The following is a 25,447-nucleotide window of genomic DNA, read 5'->3' on the forward strand; positions in this document are numbered from 1 at the left end:
CCGACATTTAGTCAGCCTCCAGACTACTGACAATCTGGCCTACCACCAGCGACGTCATTCTCGGCCTTGTGCCGAGAATCTGCTGAAGTCCAACAAAATGAAACGTTTGTAGATGCTCGGGACAAGCCCGAGAATGACGGAAAATAGGCGAAAGCCCTTTTCAACAAACCGGAGGCCGACATTCAGTCAGCCTCGTCATTCTTTTCCAGCTTGCCTTGATCGAGTTGCTTTGACGCCTTCTCGTTCAAGGCTTTGGTCAGAGACTTTTCCTGCTTGGTTCTGCCAAATGTGATGCGGTTCTGCTCTGCCTGCCGCTCCTTTTCGGAGCGGGCCTTGGCCTTGCGGGCCGATTTCAGGTTGATGATGTCAGCGCACATGGCAGCACCTGCACACAGCAATCAGTGCTTCTTGCGGAAGGAATCCAGCGAGACAACGGAACCCGAACCGGGCTTCTTGTCGTCATCGGACTTCGCTTCTTCCTCAGAGGCAGGCTTGGCCACAGCATCCGCGGGATAGGCGGTGATCTCTGCGGAAGCCTCTTCCTCATCTGCAAGCGGGACTTCGAATTCGAGTTCGAAATTCACGGATGGGTCGTAGAAACCGCGTATAGCGTTGAATGGAATGTAGAGCCGCTCGGGCGTGTCCGAGAACGAAAGACCGATTTCGAAATGCGTATCGGACACCTTGAGATCCCAGAACTGGTGCTGGATGACGATTGTCATCTGTTCCGGATACTTGTCCTTCAAATGAGTCGAAATTCGAACACCCGGGGCGCCGGTGAGGAACGTGATGAAAAAATGATGGTCGCCCGGCAGGCGGCTGGTAGCAGCCACTTCTGACAAAACCTTGCGAATAACGCCGCGAAGGGCGTCCTGTGCCAGAATGTCGTAACGGATATGATCCTGACCCATCGTCATTGTCTTCCAATCAGTTCGATGTTTTTCTTGCGATTTGTCTGCCCGTTATAAGCCAGCAAGTTTCCCTGCGGAAGCCCCGGTGAGACGAGTCATGACGAAGATAGCGAAAAACACGTGAAGCGGGAAGGTGAAGGCTTCTGTTGCCAGGTGCCTTCGGACCCCGCCTCAAGGGGCTAACCTAGAGGACTTGGAGCGGGTTTCCCGCACCGCCATTAGGCAGCGAGAGCGTAACCCTTAGCGTTGTTGTCGTTTGCAACTACACTTGTGACCCGATAACGGCGGTATCATGCCGAGCAAAAGTACGATCTTTACGCCCTTGTCGATCCTATTTCGCCCCCATCAAAAGCCGGTCTGAGACATACTCACTTGCCGACCGGTTTTTGGTGGAGGCGCCGGGTACCGCCCCCGGGTCCAATAGGTTTATTACACCGACCATTTATCGCCATAGCCGGAGCAAGCCCCGGCGAAGCTGATATAGGTGTTTCTCTGCGCGATGAAAAGGGGAGATTGTGCATTCCCTTCATACAATTGGCAAAGCAGCGTGGATAAGACCCGCGAGCACTATCGTTTGCGGCCTTCGGGCCTATAATTGCGCTCCAGCAGAATCTACAGGCCTGTCATGAAACAGTATCTCGACCTTCTTCGCCATGTCATGGAAACCGGAACCGACCGTGGAGACCGGACCGGAACTGGCACGCGCTCCGTTTTCGGCTATCAGATGCGTTTCGATCTTGCGGATGGGTTTCCGATCGTCACGACAAAGAAACTGCATCTGCGTTCCATTATCCACGAATTGCTGTGGTTCCTGAAGGGCGATACGAACATTGCCTATCTGAAGGAAAACGGTGTTTCGATCTGGGACGAATGGGCAGATGAGCAGGGTAATCTGGGTCCGGTCTACGGCTATCAATGGCGTTCCTGGCCAAAGCCGGATGGCGGGCACGTGGACCAGATCGCCAATCTCGTCGATGCGATCAGGAAGAACCCGAACTCACGCCGTCACATCGTTTCTGCCTGGAATCCTGCCCAGGTGGACGACATGGCGCTTCCGCCCTGTCATTGCCTTTTCCAGTTCTACGTATCCGGGGACCGGCTCTCCTGTCAGCTTTATCAGCGTTCTGCGGATATCTTCCTCGGCGTTCCATTCAACATCGCATCCTACGCGCTTCTGACGATGATGGTGGCGCAGGTTACGGGCTACAAGCCGGGTGAGTTCATCCATACGCTGGGTGATGCCCACATCTATTCCAACCATTTCGAGCAGGCAGAAATTCAGATGCAGCGCGAGCCAAAGCCGCTGCCGCGCATGGAGATCAATCCAGACGTGACCGATCTCTTCGGCTTCACGTTCGAGGATTTCAACCTGGTCGGCTATGAGGCGCATCCGCATATCAAGGCCAAGGTGGCCGTGTAATGGATGATGACGCAAAAAGGCCGGTCGTTCTCATTGCGGCGGTGTCGACCAACAGGGTGATTGGTCGCAACGGCGATATGCCGTGGAAGTTGTCGACCGACCTAAAGCGCTTCAAGGCGATGACGCTGGGAAATCCGGTCATCGTCGGTCGCAAGACCTTCGAGAGCTTCGGCGGACGACCGTTGCCTGGGCGTCCGCATGTGGTTGTGACACGGGATCCTGCGTATGCGGCGGACGGTGTCGAAACGGTCGATTCGCTCGCCAAGGCTTTGCAGCGGGCGCAAGCGATTGCCGTCGAGACAAATGCCCGCGAAATAGCGGTGATCGGTGGTGGCGAGATCTATGCGCAGGCCCTGCCGCTCGCCGATCGCCTGTATCTCACTCATGTGGATGCGGTGATCGAAGATGGCGACACGTACTTTCCAGTGGTTGATGACCACATATTCGAATGTGTGGAAAGAGAACCGGTTCCGGCAGGCGAGAAGGACAATTTTCCAACGGTTTTTGCCGTTTATCGACGTCGGGCTGCGGCCATTTGAAACATTTCGTTACCAAACACTGCGAAGTGACCCCTTGGCGCGTTGAAAGCGGTGTTGCGCATACCTATAACGGGGCAAGACCCGGCTGCCGCAAGTTCCGGCGCGGTTGATCGAGGGTGGGAGTTTCACGAACAAAGAGGTTTTGATGCCTTGGAGCAATCAGAATGGCGGCGGTCCCTGGGGGGGCGGCGGCAATAATCAGGGGCCTTGGGGGCAAGGCCCCAATCGCCCCCGAGGTGGTGGCGGCGGCAATGGAGGGGGTAACGGCGGACCGCCGGACCTGGAGGACATTATTCGTCGCAGCCAGGACCGGTTGCGCGGAGCAGTGCCCGGCGGGTTCAACGGTGGAGCGCTGGCAATCGTTCTCCTCGTCATTCTGGCATTTGTGGCATTCCAATCGGTCTACACGGTTCAGCCGGATGAGCGCGGCGTAGAGCTTCGCTTCGGAAAGCCGAAGGACGAAGTTTCAGGTCCGGGCCTTCACTGGCATTTCTGGCCCGTGGAAACGGTCGAGATCGTGAAGGTTACTGAGCAGCAGCAGAATATCGGTGGGCGTGGCAACGCGAATTCTACCGAAGGCCTGATGCTGTCCGGCGACCAGAACATTGTGAACGTGCAGTTCTCGGTGCTGTTTACGGTCACCGATCCGCGCGCCTATCTCTTCAACCTTGAAAGCCCGAACGCAACGCTGCAGCAGGTTGCTGAAAGCGCCATGCGTGAAGTCGTTGGCCGTCGCCCGGCACAGGATGTGTTCCGTAATGCGCGCGAACAGATCTCCACCGAGGTTCGCGATATCATTCAGGGCACCATGGATACCTATGGTTCCGGTATTGCGATCAATGCGGTGCCGATCGAAGATGCAGCGCCGCCGCGCGAGGTTGCCGATGCCTTCGAAGAAGTGCAGCGCGCCGAGCAGGACGAAGATCGTTTCGTTGAAGAAGCCAACCAGTATGCCAACCAGAAGCTTGGTCAGGCACGCGGTCAGGCGGCACAGGTTCGCGAAGAGGCTTCAGCCTATAAGGATCGCGTCGTGAATGAGGCGACCGGTGAAGCACAGCGCTTCGTATCCATCTACGACGCCTACAAGGTTGCTCCGGATGTGACGCGTGAGCGCATCTTCCTGGAGACCATGGAAAACGTGCTGAAGAACTCGAACAAGATCATTCTGGACGACAAGCAGGGCGTTGTTCCCTACTTGCCGCTCAATGAAATGATCCGTCCGAATGCGGGTACGACCAACACGAACCAGGGAGGCCGTCCATGAACTCCAGTCGTCTCCCGGCCGTCCTGATTGGACTTGGCCTCGTGCTTTTCCTTGCCTATTCATCCGTCTTTGTCGTGAACGAGCGCGAGCAGGCTATCGTCGTGCGTTTCGGTCAGATCCAGTCGGTGAAGTCGCAACCGGGCCTGTACTTCAAGCTGCCCTTCGCTTTCATGGATGCTGATCGCGTGCAGTATATCGAAAACCGCGCGCTGCGCTTCGATATCGACAACATCCGCGTTCAGGTTCGCGGTGGTGCCTTCTACGAAGTCGATGCCTTCGTGGTCTACCAGATCTCCGATGCTGGCCGCTTCCGTGGTACCGTATCCGGTGACCGTAACGCCGCCGAATCGCGTCTGCGTACGCGTCTCGATGCTGCTCTGCGCCGTGTCTACGGTCTGCGGAACTTCAGCGCCGCGCTTTCCGACGAACGTTCCGCGATGATGCAGGAGGTCCGGGCCGATCTGCAGGCCGCTGCGGAAAGCCTCGGCTTGAACATTCGCGATGTTCGCATCCGTCGTACGGATCTGACGCGTGAAGTCTCGCAGCAGACCTATCAGCGCATGAAGGCAGAACGTCTTGCCGAAGCGGAGCTGATCCGTGCCCGTGGTAACGAACAGGGCCAGCGCCGTCGCGCCATCGCGGATCGTCAGGTGGTCGAACTTGTGTCGGAAGCCCAGCGTGATGCGGAAATCATTCGCGGTGAGGGTGATGCGCAGCGTAACCGGATCTTTGGCGAAGCCTTCGCTCGCGATCCTGGCTTCTTCGAGTTCTATCGCTCCATGCGTGCCTATACGGCTGCTCTGAGCGACAAGGGAACGACGATGGTTCTCAGCCCGGACTCGCAGTTCTTCAAGTACTTCAACCAAAGCTCCGGCGCGACCGCAGGAAGCGTGCCGCCTGCGGCACCGGCGCAGCCTGCACAGCAGTAATTCAATAGCGAGGGCGGCTTTCGAGCCGCCCTCTGCATTTTCGTGGTCGCTTGCTTAAGTTCAGTAACTTCGCTGTGGGCTCACGAAAAGATAATTTCCCCTGTCGTTATTCCGCCTTATCTTTCATGAAGCGTCTCGCTTAAATGACGCATTGCTAAAGCATTCCGGAACGAGGAGCCTGACTGTGAAGACCTTCCAACTGTCCTTGAGGTATTCGATGGCATCCGTTCTGGCTGTGGCGCTGGCCAGTGGGCCAATCACTGGGCCAGTCGTGCCAGCTTTCGCGCAGGTGCCTAACGCACCGACGACAGCGCCAAAGGTTGCGATGCCGCAGACCGGACCTGCCTCCGTGGCGGATCTGGCGGAAGGGCTGCTCGATGCTGTCGTCAACATTTCGACCTCGCAGAGCGTCAAGGGTGAGGGCGCCAGCCCGCAATCGCCGAAGGGCTCGCCGTTCCAGGAATTCTTTGACGATTTCTTCGACGGTCAGGAAAAGGGTCAGGGAAACCGCAAGGTCAACTCGCTGGGCTCCGGTTTCGTGATCGATCCGTCCGGCTATGTCGTCACCAACAATCACGTCATCGAGGGTGCCGACGATATCGAGGTCATCTTCCCGAACGGCACGAAGCTCAAGGCAAAGCTCGTCGGCACGGATACAAAGACGGACCTGTCTGTTCTGAAGGTTGAGCCAAAGGCGCCTCTCAAGGCGGTGAAGTTCGGCGATTCCAAGAAAATGCGCATTGGCGACTGGGTCATGGCCATCGGCAATCCGTTCGGGCTCGGCGGTTCGGTGACCATCGGCATCATCTCGGCGCGGGGCCGTAACATCAATGCCGGACCCTACGACAACTTCATCCAGACCGATGCTGCCATCAACAAGGGTAATTCCGGTGGCCCGCTGTTCAACATGTATGGCGAGGTGATCGGCATCAACACAGCCATCATTTCCCCAAGCGGTGGCTCGATCGGGATCGGCTTCGCCGTTCCGACAGAACTTGCGCAAAATATCGTGCAGCAGCTGATCGAGTTCGGTGAAACGCGTCGTGGCTGGCTCGGCGTGCGCATCCAACCTGTGACAGATGAAGTTTCCGAAAGCCTGGGCCTGAAGGAAGCGCGCGGCGCGCTCGTTTCCGGCGTGATCAAGGGTGGTCCGGTTGACAACGGAACTATCAAGGCTGGCGATGTGATCATAACTTTCGATGGCAAGCAGGTGAAGGAAATGCGCGATCTGCCGCTCGCGGTCGCCGAAAGCCCTGTCGGCAAGGCTGTGGACGTCATCATCATGCGTGATGGCAAGGAACAGACAGTCAAGGTCACCCTTGGCCGGCTTGAGGATGGGGCCGAGGCCGAGACGGGTGACGATGCACCTGCCCTTGCTGAGAAAGACCAGAAAAAGGACGGCCAGAACCAGGCGCCCCAGCCGCCACAGGATACTGTTTCCGTCCTTGGGCTCACTCTTTCCGATCTGACAGACGAACGTCAAAAGAACTTCGGCATTGCCGACAGCGTCGAAGGCGTTGTTATCACCGCCGTGCAGGCCGGTTCCCCTGCGGCGGAAAAGGGCCTGAAGGTCGGTGAAGTCATCGTGGAAGTTGGCCAGAGCTTCACGTCATCGCCGGATGATGTCATCAACCGGATCAACGAGCTGAAGGGCGAGGGGCGCCGCAACGCGCATATGATGATTGCGGGACCGGATGGCCAACTGCGTTTCGTTGCAATCCCGCTCGAATAGAGCGGGACTTCAATCCTTCAGTCCGGGCAAGACCGTTTCATTGATGATTGCGTAGGTGACATGCCGCTTGAGATGCGGGTGTGTTTCCGGCACGCGCGGATGGTCGAAATCCATTTCCGGGCAGCGCCTCATGCCGATGCGCTTCATCACAGCCGTTGACCGGTGATTGCTCTCGACCGCGAAGGAAACGATTGCCGCCAGTTGCATGGCGCCAAAACCGTGGCTGATGAGTGCGGCCGCCGCTTCGGTGACGTAGCCGTGGCCCCAGAAGCGGGTGGCAAGGCGCCAACCGATCTCGATCGTCTCCGGGGGAAAGATGCCGGGCATGGTGGCCGGAGCCAGACCGCAGAAGCCCATGGCTTCGCCCGTCTCCTTCAATTCTACAGCATAGAAGCCGAGGCCGTCTTCCTTGATCATCGCGTTGACGCGATCAAACAGCGCATCGGCTTCGGCATGGTTGCGGCGGAAGGGAAAAAATTCCATCACCTTCGGATCTGCGTTGATCTCCCGAAAGAGATCGCGGTCCCGCTCAAGCCAGCTGCGCAGAACCAGCCGTTCCGTCTCCAGAATGATCCGCGGTGCTCCACCGGCAATCATGGTGTGACGAAATCGCTTCTGCGATAGCCCTGAATGTAGAGAAGCGCTGTCAGATCCGAATGGTCGATGCGCATCTTCGCCTGCGCCGATACCGTGGGCTTTGCGTGGAGCGCAACGCCCGAGCCGGCGAGACCCAGCATGCCGAGATCATTCGCGCCGTCACCGACTGCCATCGCCTCATCCGGGGAGATCCCAAGCTTCTCAGCGATGTCGTTCAGCGCGTCGACCTTGGCCTGCTTGCCGAGAATCGGTTCGGCGACTTCCCCGGTCAGGATGCCATCCTTCTCCAGCAGAAGGTTAGCGCGGTTTTCGTGGAAGCCCAGCATGTCAGCGATACGACTTGTGAAGACGGTGAAACCGCCCGATACGAGTGCCGTATAGAAGCCTTTGGCGCGCATGGTGGCGATGAGTTCCGGCCCGCCGGAGGTGAGCGTGATGCGCTTGGCAATAACATCATCCACGACCGTGATCGGGAGACCTTTCAGCAGCGCCACCCGTTCCCGAAGTGCCGGTTCGAACGCGATTTCGCCGTTCATTGCGCGGGCGGTGATGGCAGAGACCTGCTCCTTCAGCCCAACGACATCCGCAAGCTCGTCAATGCACTCCTGGCCGATCATGGTGGAATCCATGTCGGCGATGAGGATCTTCTTCCGGCGTGTCTCGACATGCTGAACGACCACATCGATCGGCAGGTCGGAGAGGGCGTGGCGCAACTGCTGCTCGCTTATGGCCGCATCAGCTTCGTTGCGAAGCGCCACATCGCAGGCGATGCCATCGGCCAGCCAGTACAGACCGGCAGCATTGACGGCTTCGGCTGCGCGTTCTCCTGCCTTGGCATCAAGAACAGGGTTTGACGGATGGGCAATGAGCGTGGCAACGAGAGCCATGATGAACAACCTTCGGCAAGATATCGAGGCCATCCTGATAACCGGGCCAACGGCGGGCGGCAAGTCGGCGCTTGCGCTATCGCTTGCCCGTCAACACAACGGTGTCGTGATCAACGCAGACAGTATGCAGGTCTACGATACGCTGCGCGTGCTGACTGCGCGTCCTTCCGAAGAGGAGATGGAGGAAATCCCGCACCATCTCTACGGTCATGTTCCGGCTGTTCGCAGCTATTCGACTGGCGACTGGCTGAGAGATGTGCAGGCTTTGCTACCTGAATTACGCGCGGGAGGCCGTCTGCCAGTCTTCGTTGGTGGAACCGGGCTTTACTTCAAGGCCCTGACAGGCGGTCTCTCCGATATGCCGGAAATTCCAGCCGAGATCCGGGAGGGTTTGCGTCAGCGTCTGCTCGACGATGGGCCGGAAGCTTTGCATGCGGAACTCCGTGCCTGTGATCCCGCGCTTGCCGAGCGCCTCACCCCGACTGACGGACACCGGATCGTGCGGGCGCTGGAGGTGTTCAGAGCGACGGGCAAGTCCATTGCCCATTTCCAGCAACAGTCAGGGCCGGTTATCGTCGATCCCGTCAGAAGTCGGAAGCTCGTCGTTCTTCCGGACCGTGATCTTTTGCATGTTCGTATCAACCGGCGGTTTGACATCATGCTGGCGACAGGCGCGCTGGACGAAGTCGAGCGACTTCTTACGCTCGATCCTCCTCCGGATGCGACAGCAATAAAGGCGATTGGCGTTGCGGAAATTGCTGCGCATCTGCATGGAGACATGACGCGCGAAATGGTTATCGAGCGAGGCTCTGCCCTCACGCGACAATACGCCAAGCGCCAAATGACGTGGTTCCGCAATCAGATGGATGAAAGCTGGGAGCGATTTGACCCCTACGGCCCGGCTCAATCCTTGTCGTAGAGGCTGCTCAGCGGTTTTCTGAGAAGCGAGTCCCGCAGAGATCCTTCGCGGCGCAGGAGCGTATTGCGAACGGCCTGAACATCCTCGTTTCCGTAGGAACGCGGCTGCGGCGGATAGTTTGGCGCGGGCTCCGGCGAAGGCTCGCGTCGCAGGATCCGCGAGTCAGCCGGAGCAGGTGGCTCATTGCGGGCGCCGGGAAGCATATCCGGCCGATAGGATTCCAATCGAGGCTCGACGGGCGTCAGGCGTTCAGCACCGGGAGAATAGGGAGGCGTTGGAGGCGGGCTTGAATAGCGGCGCTCGACCTGGGCCTTCAGTTCCCGCTCCCAGCTTTCCACTTCCGGCTCTGCGGCCGGGGCATCCAGGCGCATGCCCTCCCTCTGATCGGAAGCGCTTACACTTTTCTGGAAGGCAGAAATATCGGGACCGCTGATTGCACGCATGCGTGTGACGATCGTGCGCAGATCGACATTGTCAGGCGTGATCTCGCTTCCCTTGTCGGATACGCCGTTTGCCTTCGGCAGCATATCTTCGCTGAGGCGGGTAAAGCGCATGCGCATGGGAACCGTGATTGCCTCACCAAAGGCGATCGCTTCACCGTTGCCGATGGAGGAGATGAAGCTCGTATTCGAGACGGACGAGTTCGGGATCGCCGAACGGATGATGTCCTGGTCACGGTCATTGGCCAGTCGCATTGCAAATATGGTCGAGCATTGAGACAGGATCGTCTGGTCCAGCTCGCCGGGGCGCTGGGTGATGACGCCCAGAGAAACGCCGTATTTGCGGCCTTCCTTGGCAATGCGCGCAATGGCCTGACGGGTCGGGAAAAAGCCCAGGTCCCTGTCTGCCGGAACGTAACGATGCGCTTCTTCGCAAACCACCAGCATGTGAATGGCGCCGTCGCTCCACAGCGCCAGCTCGAAGGCCATGCGGCACAGGATGGAGGCGACCGAATTCACGACCTCCGAAGGGATGCCGGACAGCTGGAACGTGGAAATCGGACGATCGTCTCCCGGAATCCGGAAGATATGCGCAATTGTCTCCATGATCGTGTCATTGATCGTATTGTTGGAGAACATGAAGTGATAGCGGGGATCATTGATCGCCGCCATGATGCGCATCTTCAGCGAACGAAGCGCGGGCTTCTCGCTTCGACCCTCCAGACGGCCGATGCGCTCGTCAATCAGCGCGAGCAGGTCAGCCATGCGGTAGGGAACGGGCGTGTCTGCGGTGACCGAGCTTCGTTCGGTCTGCCGGCGCATCAACGAAGATTCGCTGCCACGAAAGGCTTTCTTTGCCTCCGGAATCAGGTCTCGCAGGATGTCCATTTCTTCGGCTACAGCCGGGCGCCCGCGGAATACAATCTCGGAGAATTCGTCCAGACGCATCAGCCAGAACGGCAGGTCCAGATTGTCCGTATCGATGACCACGGCATGGTCTGGAAAGGCAGCGGCGAACTCGTTGTGAGGATCGAGAATGAGAACACGCAGCTTGGGGTCGATTTCAATCGCCTTGTGCAGAAGCAACGAGACTGCCGTCGACTTGCCAACGCCGGTGGAGCCTACGATGGCGAAATGCTTGGAAAGCATAGAGGGGATGTGGATTGCTGCGTCGATGCTTTCGTCCTGCGTGAGCTTTCCGACCACGCAGGTATCCGCCTTGCCGGTATCATAGATGCGAACGAGGTCGGCGGAGCGGATTCGATGTGCAATGGCGCCGAGATAGGGATAGGCGGAAATGCCGCCGCTGAATTCCTCGCGTCCGTCAGGTCCGACGCGCACTTCTCCGAGCAGTTCGACCTCGACATGGAATTCGTTGTCACGCGTTTCGCCCCACTGGTTCCCGGCTGTTGCCATGGAGCAGGTGAGGGCAACGACGCGGTTCGTTCCGACGCTGATGGAAATCAAACGGCCTACAGACCAAAGTTCGGAGAGTTCCGTCGAGCCACCTTCGGTCACTGCCGAGATGGTTGCGCGCGACCCCGTGCAGGCAACGACGCGACCCAGCAGTCGGTTGCCGGGGTGCATCCCGTCCCGCCGTTCCTGCTCTCCAGCCGATGCCGATTTTTGAAGGTCGTGATTGCGCAACGAATGGCCTCTGTCATCAGGCTATGACCGGATATCATCATCCTCGGATGGAATAATGCTTAATTTCCATGACCATAGTGATCCGGCCTTAACAAGTCCTTTCCGCTCTGTGACACACGCTTCGTTTTCGAACATCATCATGGTCGGTACGGTAGCGGACAGGCGAGGTGGAAGGGCCTCATTGCATATGGTTCAAAAGCGCGGGTCAAGTTGGCGAGAAATGCGGCGAAAACGGCTGGTCCAGCGGCCATTTCTTGCTCAATTGCATTGACGTTGCGAAATTTTATGGCTAACAGTTCCGCCCATGATCGTATCAAACGCACTTATCGTGGTGGGAAGGCGCATGGGCAGGATGGTGTAACCATCCGGCGAAAGCACCCATGCGCTACCGAAGGCTCCTCAAGGGGCCTTTTTTTATGCCTTCAATCAGGCCCTGCGGCCGCTTCGAAAACAGCAGAAACGGATTTGGACATGACGGGTACAGAGAATAGAATGACAGGGGCGGAGATCGTTCTGAAGGCCCTGAAAGATAATGGCGTCGAGCACATTTTCGGCTATCCCGGCGGCGCAGTGCTTCCGATCTATGACGAGATCTTTCAGCAGGACGACATTCAGCACATTCTCGTCCGTCATGAGCAGGGCGCTGGTCATGCTGCCGAAGGCTATGCCCGCTCGACGGGCAAGGTCGGCGTCATGCTGGTTACCTCCGGTCCTGGTGCGACCAATGCGGTCACGCCGCTGCAGGACGCGCTGATGGATTCGATCCCGCTGGTCTGCCTGACCGGCCAGGTTCCCACCACGCTGATCGGTTCCGATGCGTTTCAGGAGTGCGATACGGTCGGTATCACGCGCCCCTGCACCAAGCACAACTGGCTGGTGAAGGACGTCAATGAGCTGGCGGGCATCATTCACGAAGCGTTTCGCATTGCCCAGTCTGGGCGTCCGGGCCCGGTCGTCGTCGATATTCCGAAGGATATCCAGTTCGCCACGGGCACCTATACGCCGAAGACGAATGATGCCGTCGAAAAGAGCTATCAGCCGAAGGTTCAGGGCGATCTGAATGCGATCCGTGCCGCTGTCGAACTGATGGCCAGCGCCCGTCGCCCGATCCTCTACACCGGCGGTGGCGTCATCAATTCCGGTCCGGAAGCAACCCGTCTGCTGCGTGAACTGGTTGAACTGAGCGGCTTCCCGATCACATCCACGCTGATGGGGCTTGGCGCCTATCCGGCATCCGGCGAAAACTGGCTGGGCATGCTGGGCATGCATGGTTCCTATGAAGCGAACATGGCGATGCACGATTGCGACGTCATGGTCTGCATCGGCGCCCGGTTCGATGACCGTATTACGGGCCGCCTGAATGCCTTCTCGCCGAACTCCCGCAAGGTTCATATCGATATCGATCCATCATCGATCAACAAGAATGTTCGCGTCGATATTCCGATTGTTGGCGACGTCGGCCGGATTCTGGAAGATATGGTCCGCGTCTGGCGTGCCCTGCCCAATAAGCCGGAAAAGGCACAGACGGCGGAGTGGATGGACCAGATCAACCGCTGGCGGGCCCGCAAGTCCTTCGCCTACAAGAATTCCAATGACGTCATCATGCCGCAATACGCCATTCAGCGGCTGTATGAGGCATCGAAGGGACGTGAAACGTTCATCACGACGGAAGTCGGCCAGCACCAGATGTGGGCGGCGCAGTTCTTCGGTTTCGAAGCGCCGAACCATTGGTTGACCTCTGGCGGTCTGGGAACGATGGGCTATGGCCTGCCGGCAGCGATTGGCGCACAGGTCGCGCATCCGGAAGCGCTTGTCATCGACATCGCAGGCGATGCCTCGATCCAGATGTGCATTCAGGAAATGTCCTGCGCCATCCAGTACAATCTGCCGGTCAAGATCTTCATCCTGAACAACCAGTACATGGGCATGGTCCGCCAGTGGCAGCAGTTGTTGCACGGCAACCGTCTGTCCAACTCTTACACTGAAGCCATGCCGGACTTCGTGAAGCTGGCCGAAGCCTATGGGGCCGTCGGTATGTATTGCGACAATCCCGGCGAGCTGGATGACAAGATTGCCGAGATGATCGAGGTCAAGCGGCCGGTCATCTTCGATTGCCGCGTTGCCAATCTCGCTAACTGCTTCCCGATGATTCCGTCGGGCAAGGCTCATAACGAGATGTTGTTGCCGGACGAAGCGACCGACGAGGCCGTTGCGACCGCCATTGACGCGAAGGGGCGGCAGCTCGTTTAAGGGCTGCCAGGAACAGGATCAGGGAACATCATCATGAACGCACATCTTCAACCCACCGGTTCAGCCTACTTCATTCAACAGGAAACGGCGAAGCAGGAGCGGCATACGCTTTCGGTTCTCGTCAGCAACGAGCCGGGGGTTCTGGCCCGCGTGATCGGCCTTTTCTCCGGGCGTGGCTATAACATTGAAAGTCTTACGGTTTCCGAAACGGAGCATGAGGCTCACCTGTCCCGCATTACGATCGTGACCAGCGGAACGCCGGGCGTTCTGGAGCAGATCAAGTCGCAACTGGATCGGATCGTGCCGGTTCACCGCGTCGTTGATCTGACCGTGCGTGCAACGCAGTTGGGGCAGGAGCGTCCGATCGAACGCGAAGTCGCGCTGGTGAAAGTTGCAGGCGAAGGCGAAGAGCGTGCGGAAGCGCTGCGCCTTGCAGATGCTTTCCACGCCAAGGTCGTCGATGCCACCGTTTCTCATTTCATCTTCGAGATCACGGGCAAGTCTTCGAAAATCGATCAGTTCGTCGCCATCATGAAGCCATTTGGCCTCATCGAGATTTGCCGTACCGGGATCGCTGCGATGAATCGCGGTCCGCAGGGAATGTAACATTTTGCTAAATATGTTTTCGACCCGTCAGGCTCATTGCTTGCCGGGTCGAGAATCGCGCCTAGGTAAAGCGTCGAGTCTTCCAACACGACATATAATCATCTGTTTAGGTTTTGCTTATAAAGATGATTGGTGCTTGGAAAAAACTCCATCGTTACCTGCGGGAATGACATCCCGCAGCATCCTTGGTGCGCGCTCGATCATGATGCTCATGCCGCCGACGTCTGAATTTGGCCAGCATGAGGGACCATGTCTTTCTTCAAGAACGCATCGATCAAATCGAAAATCTATACTGTTCTCATTCCGATGGCTGCCATTGGAATTGCCGGGGCAGCCTACGTATCCTACGAATATCGTCATACCGCGAATATGTTCTATTCGTTTGTGACGAAGGATACGGTCGCTTCCAGCGATATGTTCCGTTCGGTTACGTCGCTGCTGAATGCGCCCTATACCGGCTACCAGTATGCCTTTGCAGACGAGACCGCCAATCGGGAAGAATTCCGCGCGACCTACGAAGACGCCAAGAAAACGCTCTTTGAGCGCCTGGATGAAGCAGCACAGCTGACACCGGAAGATGCTTCGGAGATCAATGCTTTCAAACAGCGAGCCGTTGAGATCTTCGCAATTCTCGACAAGGCGTTTGCCGCGCTGGATAGAGGGCAGCGTCCCTCAGCCATGGCTTTGCTCGCCCAGTCGGATGCAAAGGTGAAGCAGTGGCGGGATGATCTGCGGACCTGGAACAACGTCAATCTCATAGCGCTGCGCAATGAGAGTAACGGGCTGAAACAGCAGGCAGACAGCACGATCCTCATGACGCTTGCCGGTTTGGCGCTTCTTTTCGGCCTGGGGCTTGTGGGTGCGCAAATCGTGGCGACGCGCGGCATCAACAGACCGATTTCAGGTCTTCAACGCCGCATGGTCAGCCTGGCTGGCGGTGAGGTTTCCGAACCTGTCGATGGCATTGATCGCAAAGATGAGATCGGCGCCATGGCCAAGGCGGTTTCCGTGTTCCGTGACAATGCCGTCGAGCGCCTGCGACTGGAAACGGAAGCTGCGGCCAATCGCAGTCTTTCCGAGCAGGAGCGACTGGCGCGGGAGGCCCAGAAGGCACAGGAGGCGGCAGACGTCCAGTTTGCAGTCGACCATCTTGCCGCAGCACTGACCCGCTTGTCTGAAGGTGATGTTTCCCACCGGATCGACCACGCTTTCGTCTCGAGCCTTGATGGCATTCGCCTCAGCTATAATGATTCAGCCGCCAAGCTTGAGGACGCGCTGATGCGTGTGGCAGAGAATGCGCGCGTGATTGATGGCGGTGCCAACGAGATCCGTGCTTCGGCGGACGATCTGGCAAAGCGGACGGAGCAGCAGGCGGCTTCCGTCGAAGAGACGGCTGCGGCGCTGGAGCAGATTACGACTGCCGTGAAGGACTCAACGCGTCGGGCGCAGGAAGCCGGTTCGCTGGTCGCGCACACCAAGGCAGAGGCAGAACGTTCCGGCGAGGTGGTTCGTCGCGCCGTCATTGCCATGCAGCAGATCGAGAAATCCTCTTCCGAGATTTCCAGCATCATCAGTGTCATCGACGAGATTGCGTTTCAAACAAATCTGCTGGCGCTCAATGCTGGCGTCGAAGCGGCACGGGCGGGCGAGGCAGGCAAGGGCTTTGCCGTCGTGGCGCAGGAGGTGCGGGAACTTGCACAACGTTCGGCCAGTGCCGCAAAGGATATCAAGGGTCTCATCACCACGTCCAACGAGCATGTGCAGTCTGGCGTTGCTCTGGTAGGGCAGACCGGTGAGGCGCTGACCAAGATTTCCTCCGAAGTTGTCGAAATCAACGGCCATGTGAGCGCCATTGTCGAGGCGGCGCAGGAACAGTCCTCCGGTCTTCAGCAGATCAACACGGCTGTGAACCAGATGGATCAGGACACCCAGAAAAATGCGGCAATGGTGGAAGAAACCAACGCTGCAAGCCACTCCCTGGCTAAGGAGTCCACATCGCTTGCACAATTGCTGGCGCAGTTCCGTCTCTCGAATTCCGGTCGCAGTCCGGTCCAGAGTGTCGTCGTGGCGGCTCCCGCAACACGATCGGCTGCACCGCAGCCGGTGGTTTCTCCGGCACGCAGCCTTGGGCGAAAAGTGGCGGCCGCTTTCTCTGGCCGTGCTGCCACGGCGGAGAGCTGGGAAGAGTTTTGATCCTTCCCGAACAAGATCAAGATGGCGGCGGGATTGTTTCCCGCCGTATTCTTTTTCGATCAGATCATTTCAAGCGGTTTCTTGGCGGCAGGCGGAGGCAATGCCCGATCCAGTTCTGCCCAGTCCTCGTCGGAGATTTCCAGATCGACGGCTTCGCTCAGTTCATGAATACGATCCGGCCTGCTCGTCTTTGGAATTGCGAGCACGCCATCACGATCCAGCACAAAGGCGAGCGCGATTTGCGCAGGTGTTGCCTGATAAGCTTTCGACAGGCGGATGATTTCCTTGTGGTGCAGCAGATCACCCTGTCCCAGCGGAGAATAGGCCATCACGGGTAGGCCGCGCTCCTGGCACCATGGCAGGAGATCGAATTCTATGCCGCGACGAGCAGCGTTATAGAGAACCTGGTTCGCAGCGCAGTTTTCTCCGCCCGGAATGGAAAACAGCTCTTCCATGTCATCGACATCGAAGTTCGATACGCCCCAGGCACCAATCATGCCTTGCTGACGCAGGATTTCCATGCCCGCAACCGTTTCTGTCAGAGGCACGTCACCCCGCCAGTGGAGGAGGTAGAGGTCTATCTTGTCGATGGCCAACCGTTCGAGGCTGCGAGCGCAGGCATCCTGAACACCTCGCGTGCTGGCGTTCCAGGGATAGACCTTGCTGACGACGAATGCCTTGTCGCGACATCCGCGCAAAGCCGCGCCCACGACCAGTTCTGCACCGCCTTCGCCATACATCTCAGCAGTATCGACAACGCTCCAGCCGGATTCAAGCGCAGCCCGAATACTGTTCACCTCGTCCGGTACCTTGTCAGGGTCCTCGCCCATCTTCCAGGTTCCAATCCCCAAAGCAGGAACCGTGATTGTGTTCGGAAAGCTGACGGTCGGCAAATCATCGCGCATGGAAAATCCTGAAATTTTTAAAGCCATCTCGTGAGGTTATGGTCGTGCTTCACCCATCAAAATCAAGCGCAATTCTATCAATTGTGCAAATTGGCATGTGAGCAGGATCTTGCGTATGATCCGCCGGACAGTTGCATCTGCTTCGAAAGGGGTCTGCCGGTGACGACAGAGAGTTCAGACGATCATCATCATGATCACGATCATCACCACAGCCATCATCACCACGACAATCATTACTCGGACATGGAGGCGCGTGTCCGGGCTCTCGAGACCGTGCTGACCGAGAAGGGGCTGATCGATCCCGCTGCAATCGACGCCATCGTCGAGACCTACGAGACGAAGGTCGGACCACGTAATGGTGCGCAGGTGGTAGCCCGCGCATGGGTGGACGCAGACTTCGCAGACTGGTTGAAGCGCGATGCGACTGCGGCGATTGCAAGCCTTGGTTTCACGGGACGGCAGGGCGAGCACATGCGAGCTGTGTTCAACACTGGCGATACGCACAACCTTGTCGTCTGCACCCTGTGTTCCTGTTACCCGTGGTCCGTCCTCGGCCTGCCGCCGGTCTGGTACAAGGCGCCGGCCTATCGGTCTCGCGCCGTGATGGACCCGCGCGGTGTGCTTGCGGAGTTCGACGTCGTGCTTCCTGAGACGACGAAAATAAGGGTCTGGGATTCCACTGCCGAACTTCGCTATCTGGTCATTCCCCAGCGTCCAGTGGGCACTGACGACATGGATGTCGAACAACTCATGCAGCTCGTGACGCGCGATTCCATGATTGGAACGGGATTGGCCCTTTCACCCTCCGCGAGGCAGAAATGAACGGCCCTCACGATCTTGGTGGCCAGATGGGGTTCGGCCCAGTCTCGCCTGAAACCGATGAGCCGTATTTTCATGCGGAATGGGAGAAGCGGGCTCTGGGGATCACGCTGTCCTGTGGTGCTTTCGGCGCGTGGTCCATTGATGAGAGCCGCCATGCGCGCGAATGCATTCCCCCCGCGAACTATCTTTCTGCCAGCTACTACGAAATCTGGATCCGGGCGTTGGAAGTGCTGCTTGAACGGCATGGTTTCGTAACCGGTTCCGAGATCGCGGAGGGGCATTCGAAAATGCAGGCGGCGCAACCCAAGCGTATCCTGACCGTCGACAAGGTTGCCGCGGTGCTGGCAAAGGGTGGCCCTTGCGACAGGTCGGTTGAAAGCGCTCCGCTGTTTTCAGTCGGCCAGCGGGTTCGAACCATCAATGAGCATCCTGCCCATCACACGCGCCTGCCACGCTATGCTCGAGACAAGGTCGGCATTGTTGAGGCGGTGCAGGGATCTTTCGTGTTTCCCGATGACAATGCTCACGGAAAGGGCGAGAACCCGCAATGGGTGTATACCGTCGTCTTTGATGGGCAGGAGATCTGGGGAAGGGGTTCAGAACCCGGCCTGACGATTTCGGTCGATGCCTGGGAGAGCTATCTTGAGTCTGCATGAAACCCAAAGCCCGCTGACGCAGTCGATTGGTCTTCCGCGATCACGAGAAGGCGATCCGGTGTTTTCAGAACCCTGGCAGGCGCAGGCCTTTGCCATGACCGTTCACCTTCATCAGAAGGGTGTGTTCAGCTGGCAGGAATGGGCCGACAGCCTGTCGCGTGAGGTTCATCGTCCGGGTCGCGCAGCCGACGGATCGGATTACTTCGAAGCCTGGGTTGCCGCGCTCTGTCATCTGCTGTCCGAGAAGAATTTTGCGTCTTCGGCGACGCTGCTTGCGCTTGAGCACAGTTGGCAAAGAGCAGCCGAAGCCACGCCACACGGCAAGCCCATTGAACTGACGAATGATCCGATGCGAGGGGCTGCAGCCGCTTCATGAGGAATTGAGGTTGCTATTCTGTTCCGAATCCCGGAAAGAGAGGCATGCAATTCGCACCTCAGCAAGACGAGGCCCTCAAGGCGGTCTCCAAATGGTTGAAAGAAGGCCGCAGCCAGGTCTTTCGTCTGTTCGGTTATGCCGGGACGGGCAAGACGACGCTTGCCAGGCACTTCGCTGAAAACGTAGATGGCGAAGTGCTGTTTGCGGCTTTCACGGGCAAGGCAGCGCAGGTTTTGCGTTCCCGCGGTGCGTCGAATGCCAGAACGATCCACTCGTTGATCTATCGACCGCGCGGGGAAGAGGCCGTCGAAGACGAAGAGACGGGCAAGACATCCATCGCGCCCATGTTTTCCATCAATCGTCAGAGTCCGCTGGCCAAGGCGGCGCTCATTGTCATCGACGAATGTTCGATGGTGGATGAGCAACTCGGTCGCGACCTGATGAGCTTCGGAACTCCGATTCTGGTTCTGGGGGATCCCGGCCAGTTGCCGCCGGTCACGGGTGGCGGTTTCTTCACGGAACAGGAGCCGGATTATCTGCTGACGGATATCCATCGGCAGGCACGCGATAACCCGATCATTCAGCTTGCCATGCAGGTCCGTGAGGGTCGCGAGATCATGCACGGGGATTACGGCACAGCGCAGGTCATTTCCCGTCACGATGTCAATCAGTCACTGGTGCTGGAGGCCGACCAGGTACTGGTGGGCACGAACAAGACGCGGCGTCGCTATAACCAACGCCTTCGCGAGTTGAAGGGCTTCAATCTTCCCTATCCGCAATCCGGCGACAAGCTCGTGTGCCTGCGCAATGATCCGGCCAAGGGTCTGCTCAATGGCTCGCTGTGGCAGGTGATGAGCTCGTCGCGTGAGACGGTGAAGCCTGGCATCAACCTGATGATCCGCCCGGAAGATGACGATATGGATCGTGGTGCCGCCAAGATCAAACTTCTCAAGCAGGCCTTCGAGGAGGAGGGGGAAATCCCCTGGACCACCAAGAAGCGGTACGATGATTTTGATTTCGGCTATGCGCTGACGGTGCATAAGGCGCAGGGCTCTCAGTGGAACAATGTCGTGCTTTTTGACGAAAGCTGGGCATTCCGCGATACGCGTGAGCGTTGGCTCTATACGGCCATTACCCGCGCCGCTGAAACGATCACCATCGTCCGTTGAATTCTTCAACGGACGACTGGCTACAGCGCGGCGCGTTCGATTGAACGCGCGGACGACGCTGTAAGACTTTGAAATGATGCATGTTCGTTTCGCTCAACCGAATCCGGTTGAGCGAAACGAACATGCATTAGCGGACTTATTTGGATTTCATTTTCGAGAGCGTAGCCACCAGATCACGGTCGCTCTTGCCGGATTGCTGCGCAATCGCCGATAGCTGCAGATCTGGTGCTGCAGCTGTGAAGCCTGCCTGCTTGAGCATGGCAATCACTTCCTCTTCAGGCTTGCCAGCCATGGCCGAGATGTGGGCAGGCTTTGCGCTGCTCAACAGCCTGACGATGCCGCTGATTGGATTGCCGCCCGCTTCGCCGCTTGCGGAGCCGGAGGGTACGAGGAACGGGATGCAGGCGAGCACCGAAACGCCCAACGCAATCGCCATGGGTGCGCGCTTGAAATAGCTCGTCATCGGTCGCCAGTTTTTCCACAAATGCAGGAGAAACGGCGCAATCAGGACCATGCTGAGCCATTCATGAATGCCGTGGAAGCCGACCGGACCCCAATGAAAAAAGAGAGCGATGCCAGAAACCAGTGAAACCAGAAACAGCCCGGTGATAACGGCGTTGCGTATCGCGACAGCAAAGAAACCATGAATGAAACCCCCGTTGAAACTGCTTCCATCGGTACGTTCACACCTCGGATTCGTCACGTTACATTTTTGAAAGATTCTAAAGATACCGCCTGATCTCGTTCCTCAATGGGTCAATATACCGAGTATCAACGCCTTCGCTGCCGCCTGATAGCGATTGGCAACCTCGAGCTTCGCTATCAATTGCTCCTCCAGGTCGATCAGTTGGGTGCCGGATATTCCGAGACGTTCCGCCAGCGGGGCACCCTTGTACCCCTCCGTCAGCAACAGAAGGCAGTCACGTTCCTGATCGGTCAATGCCGGCAAGCATTCGTCCTTTCGAGGAATTCCGTGGTTTACACCATCCGTAAACGTCCTGATCTGCTGGAGTTGTCGGTGGAGGGTGGACAGTTCGCTTGCCAGTTCGCGCTTTCGCGTTTCAAGAGCCGTCTTGAACAGAAGGTCTGCTTCCTGTTGCGTCTGCGCATCGGCAATCTGCAACATCAGCTCCTGAATTGATGCCAGCGACAGTCCCATTTCACGGCAGGCAGAGATGATCGACATCCGCCGGATGCAATCTACGCCGTAGACCCGCATGGCACCAAGCCGGTGAGGGCTGATCAGGCCCTTCTCTTCATAGAAGTGCAAAGTCCTGTGCGTTACGCCGAAAAGATCCGCCATTTCGGCAATCGCCAATGGTGCATCTGCCGCTACTGTTGCATCCGTCAGTGTCGGTAGAAAGTCGTAGTTCCCATTTCCTCCCAGTGATGCTGTTCCTGCTTGTGTATCAAAGATAGTATTTCGCACGAATTCCGCCTCCTCATGCGAATGATCTCGCAGTTGCGAGATAATTATAAACAATACCCCTCGTACCCACTTTACTGTTACTATGAATACAACTTAGCATTTTCGACAAATTGCGATACTACCAATCTATCATCACAAGAAATGATAGAATGTTCAGTTTTTAGCGTGTGCCTGTTGTGTCGGAGGCATTGCGAGTGATTGCGGGTTTGGGTTAGAAAATCGCTCTCACCGCAAGGATACGACAATGCCCGCAAAGCTTTCCGTCAATCTCAATGCCGTCGCGATGCTTCGTAATCGTCGCGATCTGCCGTGGCCCAGTGTTGCCCATCTGGGCAGAATTGCCTTGCAGGCTGGTGCCTACGGTCTGACGGTGCATCCCAGACCTGATCAGAGACATATTCGCTTCACCGATCTGCCGGTGCTGAGGGCATTGATCGACGACGAGTTTCCCCAGGCCGAGTTCAATATGGAGGGTTATCCGAGCGAGGACTTTCTCCAACTCTGCGAGAAAACACAGCCGGAGCAAGTGACACTCGTTCCCGATGATCCGTCTCAGGCGACATCAGATCATGGATTTAACTTTCGGACGCAAAGCGAGATTTTGAAGCCAGTAATCGCACGCCTGAAGGCAGGCGGGATGCGGGTTTCGGTTTTTGCGGATGGTGACGGTGACGCAGAGGCCGTGAAGCTTGCCAAAGCAACCGGTACGGATCGGATCGAACTCTATACTGGCCCTTATGGCGGCTGTTTCGACAATGCCGGGGAGGGTGAGCGCCAGCTTGAACTTCTGGGGCGGACTGCAGACGCCGCTCTGGCCGAGGGGCTGGGCGTCAATGCAGGACATGACCTGACGGTGGAGAACCTGCCGGCGCTCGTCGGGAGAATTCCGCATCTGGCTGAAGTGTCTATCGGCCACGGATTGACGGCGGATGCGCTGGAATATGGAATGGCTGAGACCGTTCGCCGATTTAGAAGAGCTTGCGGCGAACACATCTGAAAGCACCGATATCGGCGACGTGGGCCGGAAGAGGAGTGGGCATCCTCATCCGGCACCACGCACCTACCGGTTTGCAGGAGTCAGCCGAGGGCTGCCTTGTTCTTTTCGAAGAAGTCGGCGACCGTTTGCGGCTTGCGGCCGGTAAGCTGTTCGAAATGATCCGTTACCAGATCAAAATTTCCGGCTCTGATGTTGGCTTCCGTCGATACCAGCATCTCGATCAGAAAGTCGGGCAGCCCTGCACCACGCATGCCGCCAGACAGTTGCTCGTCGGTGAGTTGCACGACTGCCAGAGGCTTGCCGGTTGCCTTCGCAACGATGCCGGAGACGGCTTCGGCAGCCAGTGACTCCGGGCCGGTCAGCGTGAGGGTTGCGTTTCCTTCAGGCGGTGAAGCCAAGGCTGCTGCCGCTGCTGCTGCGCAATCGCCACGCGTGATGTTGGCAAGTTTTCCGCCGCCCTGCGACGTATACCATGTTCCGGTCGCAAGGTTCTGCGGCAGGTTCATGAAATAATTCTCTGTGTACCAGGAATTGCGCAGGATCGTGTAGCTCAGGTCGCTGGCTTTGATTGCTTGCTCGGTGTTCAAATGGTCAGGGGCAAAGCTGATGAGCGAGTTGTCCGGATTTGGCATCGAGGTATAGATGACGTGGCCGACGCCTGCCTTGGCAGCCGCGGCGACAGCCGCCTTATGCTGCTGAACCCGCTTGCTGGGTACCGCCAGTTCACCGCTGGAGATGATGAGCAGACGATCAATACCGGCGAATGCTTCTTCCATGCCATTAGGGTCATCGAAGTCTACCCGGCGGGTCTCAATGCCCTTTGCTTGCGCGTCAGCAAGACTGGCGGGATCGCGACTGCCTGCGACAATCTGGGAAGGCTCAAGCTTCGCCTGCTTCAAGAGTTCAGCGATGACGCCTCGACCAAGTTGTCCTGAAGCGCCGGTTACTAGAACTTTCGTCATTGGAATTCCTACCGCTTGGGGCGTCTGTTGAGCCCTTTTAAAGCTCTCATTTTGAGAGTAGCTTTAGAATAGGAATTGACGGAGCGGTGTAAAGAAGGCAGTTTTTCGGGAGAAGGTTACAGAAAGGGAACTATCTTGGATCAGCGTACCACCGGCTTTGGGATCAGTTTGCTTACAGGTGGGCAACTGGATTGGGATGCCACCAATTGTCCGATCCGCGATGTCATGAACCAAATCAGCGGCAAATGGTCGACGCTCATTCTTCACGCTCTGTCAGAGCGGCCATACCGGTTTGGAGCATTGCGACGCCTGGTGCCGGATATTTCCCAACGCATGCTCACCCAGACACTGCGTGAACTTCAGCGGGACGGCTATATCGACAGGACGGTGTTCCCAACCAAACCGCCAAGCGTAGAATATAGCATGACTCCGCTTGGCTATTCTCTGTTCGGCGCACTTTCGCAGGTGTTGATGTGGGCAGAGCGCAACCACGGAGAAGTCCGGGAGGCGCGTGCCCGTTTCGATGCCACAGAAGGCGGTGTCTGATTAATCGACGTTCGGTTTTGGCAGAGACTTATCGCCCTTGCACTTGGCCAACGCCAACTGCTTGACCGAGTGGATCTGCGTAATGCGTTTTTCAGCCCGGTCAACATCGACAGACATGCAGGTGCAGGCGTAACCGTAATAGCCGTTGGTACGGACGAACTGGCCCGCCGAGAAATCGGGCATGTTCTCAGCGCCTTTTGCTTCGACATCCGAGCCCTGCGTCATGATCGTCCAGGAGCCTTCCTTGTCGTCGAGCCAGTAATTGCCAGGCGTTGGATTGACGATCCAGCCGCAGCGGTTTTCTGCGGCGGTGGCTGCGGTGGCCATCAAAAATGTGATTGCGAGCGCAATTGAAGCGCGTTTTTTCATGACGATCGCCTTGTGGATTCGTCCTTCAGATTACAACAAGTCCGATATCCGCAGCATATGTATTCGGCCACATGACTGCCGGTTGATATTGCCACGCAATGCCTTCGCCACTCTGATGAAACAAAAAACTCGGCCTCGACACGCAGCCCTCTTGACCGCGGACAGGAACCACATTAAACGACGGAACCGTACCGTACGGTACTACGAGGAGTGAGCAAACCGTGACCGCTGAACTGTCTGACATGCCGGAGTTTTCGCCGCGCCAGAACGCTGTTCTGGAACAGGCGCTCAAACTTTTGGTCGATGGCGGCGAGAAAGCGCTGACGACATCAGGTCTGGCCCGTGCCGCCAACTGCTCGAAGGAAAGCCTCTACAAATGGTTTGGTGATCGGGACGGTCTTCTGGCGGCGATGATCGCTTATCAGGCAAGCAAGGTTCGCACATTCGAACGCAGTGGTGGTCGCCTGACTGCCGACCTGCTCCGCGAACACCTGGAGACGTTTGGCCGGGACCTGCTGGAAGTTCTTTCCGGTGAGGTTTCGCTCGCGCTCAATCGACTTGCGATCGGACAGGCCAGCCGCGAGGGGTCGAAACTGGGTCGCCTCTTGATCGAGCATGGCCGTCGACAGATCGACCGCCGTGCCATCGGCCTCATGGAAGCAGGCCGTCGTGCCGGTCTCTTGCGCTTTCCAGATGCCGACAGCGCCTACCACACACTCTACGGCCTCATCGTTTCGGATCTGCATGTGCGCATGCTGCTGGGCGAAAATGGCCTGAAAGACAATGCGCGCCAGGCAGAGAAGGCTGTTCATGCCTTCTTGTCGTTACATGGCGCGTCACAGAATACCGAAGGCGCCGGGCGTGCGCATTCGGACGCTTGAA

General features: G+C 57.6%; 26 protein-coding genes and 1 other RNA gene. 16 read left to right on the forward strand and 11 right to left on the reverse strand.

The genetic code is table 11. The features are described from left to right. Positions 1-182 precede the first annotated feature (182 nt). The 3 genes from ASD54_RS08555 to ssrA all read right to left on the reverse strand — a co-directional run bounded on the left by ASD54_RS08555 (position 183) and on the right by ssrA (position 1,421). Positions 183-377 carry a DUF4169 family protein gene (locus ASD54_RS08555; protein WP_062554759.1) on the reverse strand — a complete coding sequence of 65 codons (195 nt, stop codon included), beginning with the start codon at positions 375-377 and terminating at the stop codon, positions 183-185. A 21-nt stretch (positions 378-398) separates the two neighbouring features. Further along, positions 399-911 carry an SspB family protein gene (locus ASD54_RS08560; protein WP_062554171.1) on the reverse strand — a complete coding sequence of 171 codons (513 nt, stop codon included), beginning with the start codon at positions 909-911 and terminating at the stop codon, positions 399-401. Positions 912-1,043: 132 nt separating this feature from the next. After that, positions 1,044-1,421: a transfer-messenger RNA gene (gene ssrA / locus ASD54_RS08565) on the reverse strand. Between the two features lie 115 nt (positions 1,422-1,536). On the opposite strand from ssrA, the gene ASD54_RS08570 reads away from it, so the two are divergent. From ASD54_RS08570 to ASD54_RS08590, 5 genes are all read left to right on the forward strand, one after another. Continuing rightward, a complete protein-coding gene (locus tag ASD54_RS08570; RefSeq protein ID WP_062554172.1) occupies positions 1,537-2,331 on the forward strand; it encodes a thymidylate synthase in 795 nt (264 codons plus the stop codon). Beyond that, positions 2,331-2,870 (forward strand): dihydrofolate reductase, encoded by a 540-nt coding sequence (locus ASD54_RS08575; RefSeq protein WP_062554173.1) that lies wholly within the window; start codon positions 2,331-2,333, stop codon positions 2,868-2,870. The genes ASD54_RS08570 and ASD54_RS08575 overlap by 1 nt, the downstream gene beginning before the upstream one ends. A 145-nt stretch (positions 2,871-3,015) precedes the next feature. Further along, positions 3,016-4,134 (forward strand): FtsH protease activity modulator HflK, encoded by a 1,119-nt coding sequence (gene hflK / locus ASD54_RS08580; protein ID WP_062554760.1) that lies wholly within the window; start codon positions 3,016-3,018, stop codon positions 4,132-4,134. Then, the gene (locus tag ASD54_RS08585) at positions 4,131-5,063 is read left to right on the forward strand and encodes a protease modulator HflC (RefSeq protein ID WP_062554174.1); all 933 of its coding nucleotides are present in this window, start codon (positions 4,131-4,133) and stop codon (positions 5,061-5,063) included. The genes hflK and ASD54_RS08585 overlap by 4 nt, the downstream gene beginning before the upstream one ends. Before the next feature lie 217 nt (positions 5,064-5,280). Then, entirely contained in the window at positions 5,281-6,795 is a 1,515-nt protein-coding gene (locus ASD54_RS08590) for a DegQ family serine endoprotease (RefSeq protein ID WP_062554175.1), read from the forward strand. A gap of 9 nt (positions 6,796-6,804) precedes the next feature. Here ASD54_RS08590 and ASD54_RS08595 read toward each other — a convergent pair whose 3' ends face one another. Both ASD54_RS08595 and serB read right to left on the reverse strand, forming a co-directional pair. After that, positions 6,805-7,392, reverse strand: coding sequence for a GNAT family N-acetyltransferase (locus tag ASD54_RS08595; RefSeq protein ID WP_062554176.1), 588 nt, complete (start codon positions 7,390-7,392; stop codon positions 6,805-6,807). Further along, on the reverse strand, positions 7,389-8,279 hold the full coding sequence (gene serB / locus ASD54_RS08600) for a phosphoserine phosphatase SerB (protein ID WP_062554177.1): 891 nt from the start codon (positions 8,277-8,279) through the stop codon (positions 7,389-7,391). Before serB ends, ASD54_RS08595 begins: the two co-directional genes overlap by 4 nt. Between serB and miaA the strand changes: the two genes are divergently transcribed. Next, on the forward strand, positions 8,278-9,198 hold the full coding sequence (gene miaA / locus ASD54_RS08605; RefSeq protein WP_082547147.1) for a tRNA (adenosine(37)-N6)-dimethylallyltransferase MiaA: 921 nt from the start codon (positions 8,278-8,280) through the stop codon (positions 9,196-9,198). The two genes, serB and miaA, sit on opposite strands and share 2 nt — an antisense overlap. Here the strand turns inward: miaA and ASD54_RS08610 are convergent. Continuing rightward, entirely contained in the window at positions 9,183-11,285 is a 2,103-nt protein-coding gene (locus tag ASD54_RS08610) for an ATP-binding protein (RefSeq protein WP_062554179.1), read from the reverse strand. The genes miaA and ASD54_RS08610 overlap by 16 nt on opposite strands. 471 nt (positions 11,286-11,756) lie before the next feature. Between ASD54_RS08610 and ASD54_RS08615 the strand changes: the two genes are divergently transcribed. The 3 genes from ASD54_RS08615 to ASD54_RS08625 all read left to right on the forward strand — a co-directional run bounded on the left by ASD54_RS08615 (position 11,757) and on the right by ASD54_RS08625 (position 16,334). Beyond that, positions 11,757-13,535 (forward strand): acetolactate synthase 3 large subunit, encoded by a 1,779-nt coding sequence (locus tag ASD54_RS08615; protein WP_082547148.1) that lies wholly within the window; start codon positions 11,757-11,759, stop codon positions 13,533-13,535. 33 nt (positions 13,536-13,568) lie between these two features. Next, the gene (gene ilvN, locus ASD54_RS08620; protein WP_062554181.1) at positions 13,569-14,141 is read left to right on the forward strand and encodes an acetolactate synthase small subunit; all 573 of its coding nucleotides are present in this window, start codon (positions 13,569-13,571) and stop codon (positions 14,139-14,141) included. 249 nt (positions 14,142-14,390) lie between these two features. Beyond that, entirely contained in the window at positions 14,391-16,334 is a 1,944-nt protein-coding gene (locus ASD54_RS08625) for a methyl-accepting chemotaxis protein (RefSeq protein ID WP_062554182.1), read from the forward strand. Positions 16,335-16,393: 59 nt separating this feature from the next. Here the strand turns inward: ASD54_RS08625 and ASD54_RS08630 are convergent, their stop codons facing one another. Further along, positions 16,394-17,239, reverse strand: a complete 846-nt coding sequence (locus ASD54_RS08630) for an aldo/keto reductase (protein ID WP_062554183.1) — start codon at positions 17,237-17,239, stop codon at positions 16,394-16,396. Positions 17,240-17,398: 159 nt separating this feature from the next. On the opposite strand from ASD54_RS08630, the gene nthA reads away from it, so the two are divergent. Genes nthA through ASD54_RS08650 form a run of 4 tightly spaced genes read left to right on the forward strand, consistent with a single transcriptional unit; the run spans position 17,399 to position 20,262 of the window. Continuing rightward, positions 17,399-18,061, forward strand: coding sequence for a nitrile hydratase subunit alpha (gene nthA, locus ASD54_RS08635; protein ID WP_062554761.1), 663 nt, complete (start codon positions 17,399-17,401; stop codon positions 18,059-18,061). After that, positions 18,058-18,717 (forward strand): nitrile hydratase subunit beta, encoded by a 660-nt coding sequence (gene nthB, locus ASD54_RS08640; protein ID WP_062554184.1) that lies wholly within the window; start codon positions 18,058-18,060, stop codon positions 18,715-18,717. The genes nthA and nthB overlap by 4 nt, the downstream gene beginning before the upstream one ends. After that, positions 18,704-19,093, forward strand: coding sequence for a nitrile hydratase accessory protein (locus tag ASD54_RS08645; protein WP_062554185.1), 390 nt, complete (start codon positions 18,704-18,706; stop codon positions 19,091-19,093). Before nthB ends, ASD54_RS08645 begins: the two co-directional genes overlap by 14 nt. A gap of 44 nt (positions 19,094-19,137) precedes the next feature. Continuing rightward, positions 19,138-20,262 (forward strand): ATP-dependent RecD-like DNA helicase, encoded by a 1,125-nt coding sequence (locus tag ASD54_RS08650; RefSeq protein ID WP_062554186.1) that lies wholly within the window; start codon positions 19,138-19,140, stop codon positions 20,260-20,262. A gap of 136 nt (positions 20,263-20,398) precedes the next feature. Here ASD54_RS08650 and ASD54_RS08655 read toward each other — a convergent pair whose 3' ends face one another. Together ASD54_RS08655 and ASD54_RS08660 are read right to left on the reverse strand one after the other, a co-directional pair. After that, on the reverse strand, positions 20,399-20,965 hold the full coding sequence (locus ASD54_RS08655; RefSeq protein WP_244484715.1) for a DUF4405 domain-containing protein: 567 nt from the start codon (positions 20,963-20,965) through the stop codon (positions 20,399-20,401). A 45-nt stretch (positions 20,966-21,010) separates the two neighbouring features. After that, complete coding sequence (locus tag ASD54_RS08660) at positions 21,011-21,691, reverse strand: MerR family transcriptional regulator (RefSeq protein ID WP_156379134.1); 681 nt, start codon at positions 21,689-21,691, stop codon at positions 21,011-21,013. Between the two features lie 244 nt (positions 21,692-21,935). Between ASD54_RS08660 and ASD54_RS08665 the strand changes: the two genes are divergently transcribed. Next, positions 21,936-22,688, forward strand: coding sequence for a pyridoxine 5'-phosphate synthase (locus ASD54_RS08665; protein ID WP_062554188.1), 753 nt, complete (start codon positions 21,936-21,938; stop codon positions 22,686-22,688). A gap of 80 nt (positions 22,689-22,768) precedes the next feature. Here the strand turns inward: ASD54_RS08665 and ASD54_RS08670 are convergent, their stop codons facing one another. Then, positions 22,769-23,650 carry an SDR family oxidoreductase gene (locus tag ASD54_RS08670; protein ID WP_062554189.1) on the reverse strand — a complete coding sequence of 294 codons (882 nt, stop codon included), beginning with the start codon at positions 23,648-23,650 and terminating at the stop codon, positions 22,769-22,771. Positions 23,651-23,812: 162 nt separating this feature from the next. On the opposite strand from ASD54_RS08670, the gene ASD54_RS08675 reads away from it, so the two are divergent. Then, positions 23,813-24,196 (forward strand): helix-turn-helix domain-containing protein, encoded by a 384-nt coding sequence (locus ASD54_RS08675; RefSeq protein ID WP_062554762.1) that lies wholly within the window; start codon positions 23,813-23,815, stop codon positions 24,194-24,196. Here the strand turns inward: ASD54_RS08675 and ASD54_RS08680 are convergent, their stop codons facing one another. Continuing rightward, complete coding sequence (locus ASD54_RS08680) at positions 24,197-24,565, reverse strand: DUF4087 domain-containing protein (RefSeq protein WP_062554190.1); 369 nt, start codon at positions 24,563-24,565, stop codon at positions 24,197-24,199. It abuts the gene before it with no gap. Between the two features lie 242 nt (positions 24,566-24,807). On the opposite strand from ASD54_RS08680, the gene ASD54_RS08685 reads away from it, so the two are divergent. Then, complete coding sequence (locus tag ASD54_RS08685; protein ID WP_156379177.1) at positions 24,808-25,446, forward strand: TetR/AcrR family transcriptional regulator C-terminal domain-containing protein; 639 nt, start codon at positions 24,808-24,810, stop codon at positions 25,444-25,446. Position 25,447: the final 1 nt, after the last annotated feature.

The sequence above is a fragment of the Rhizobium sp. Root149 genome (genome assembly GCF_001427345.1).
GTDB lineage: Bacteria > Pseudomonadota > Alphaproteobacteria > Rhizobiales > Rhizobiaceae > Neorhizobium > Neorhizobium rhizoryzae.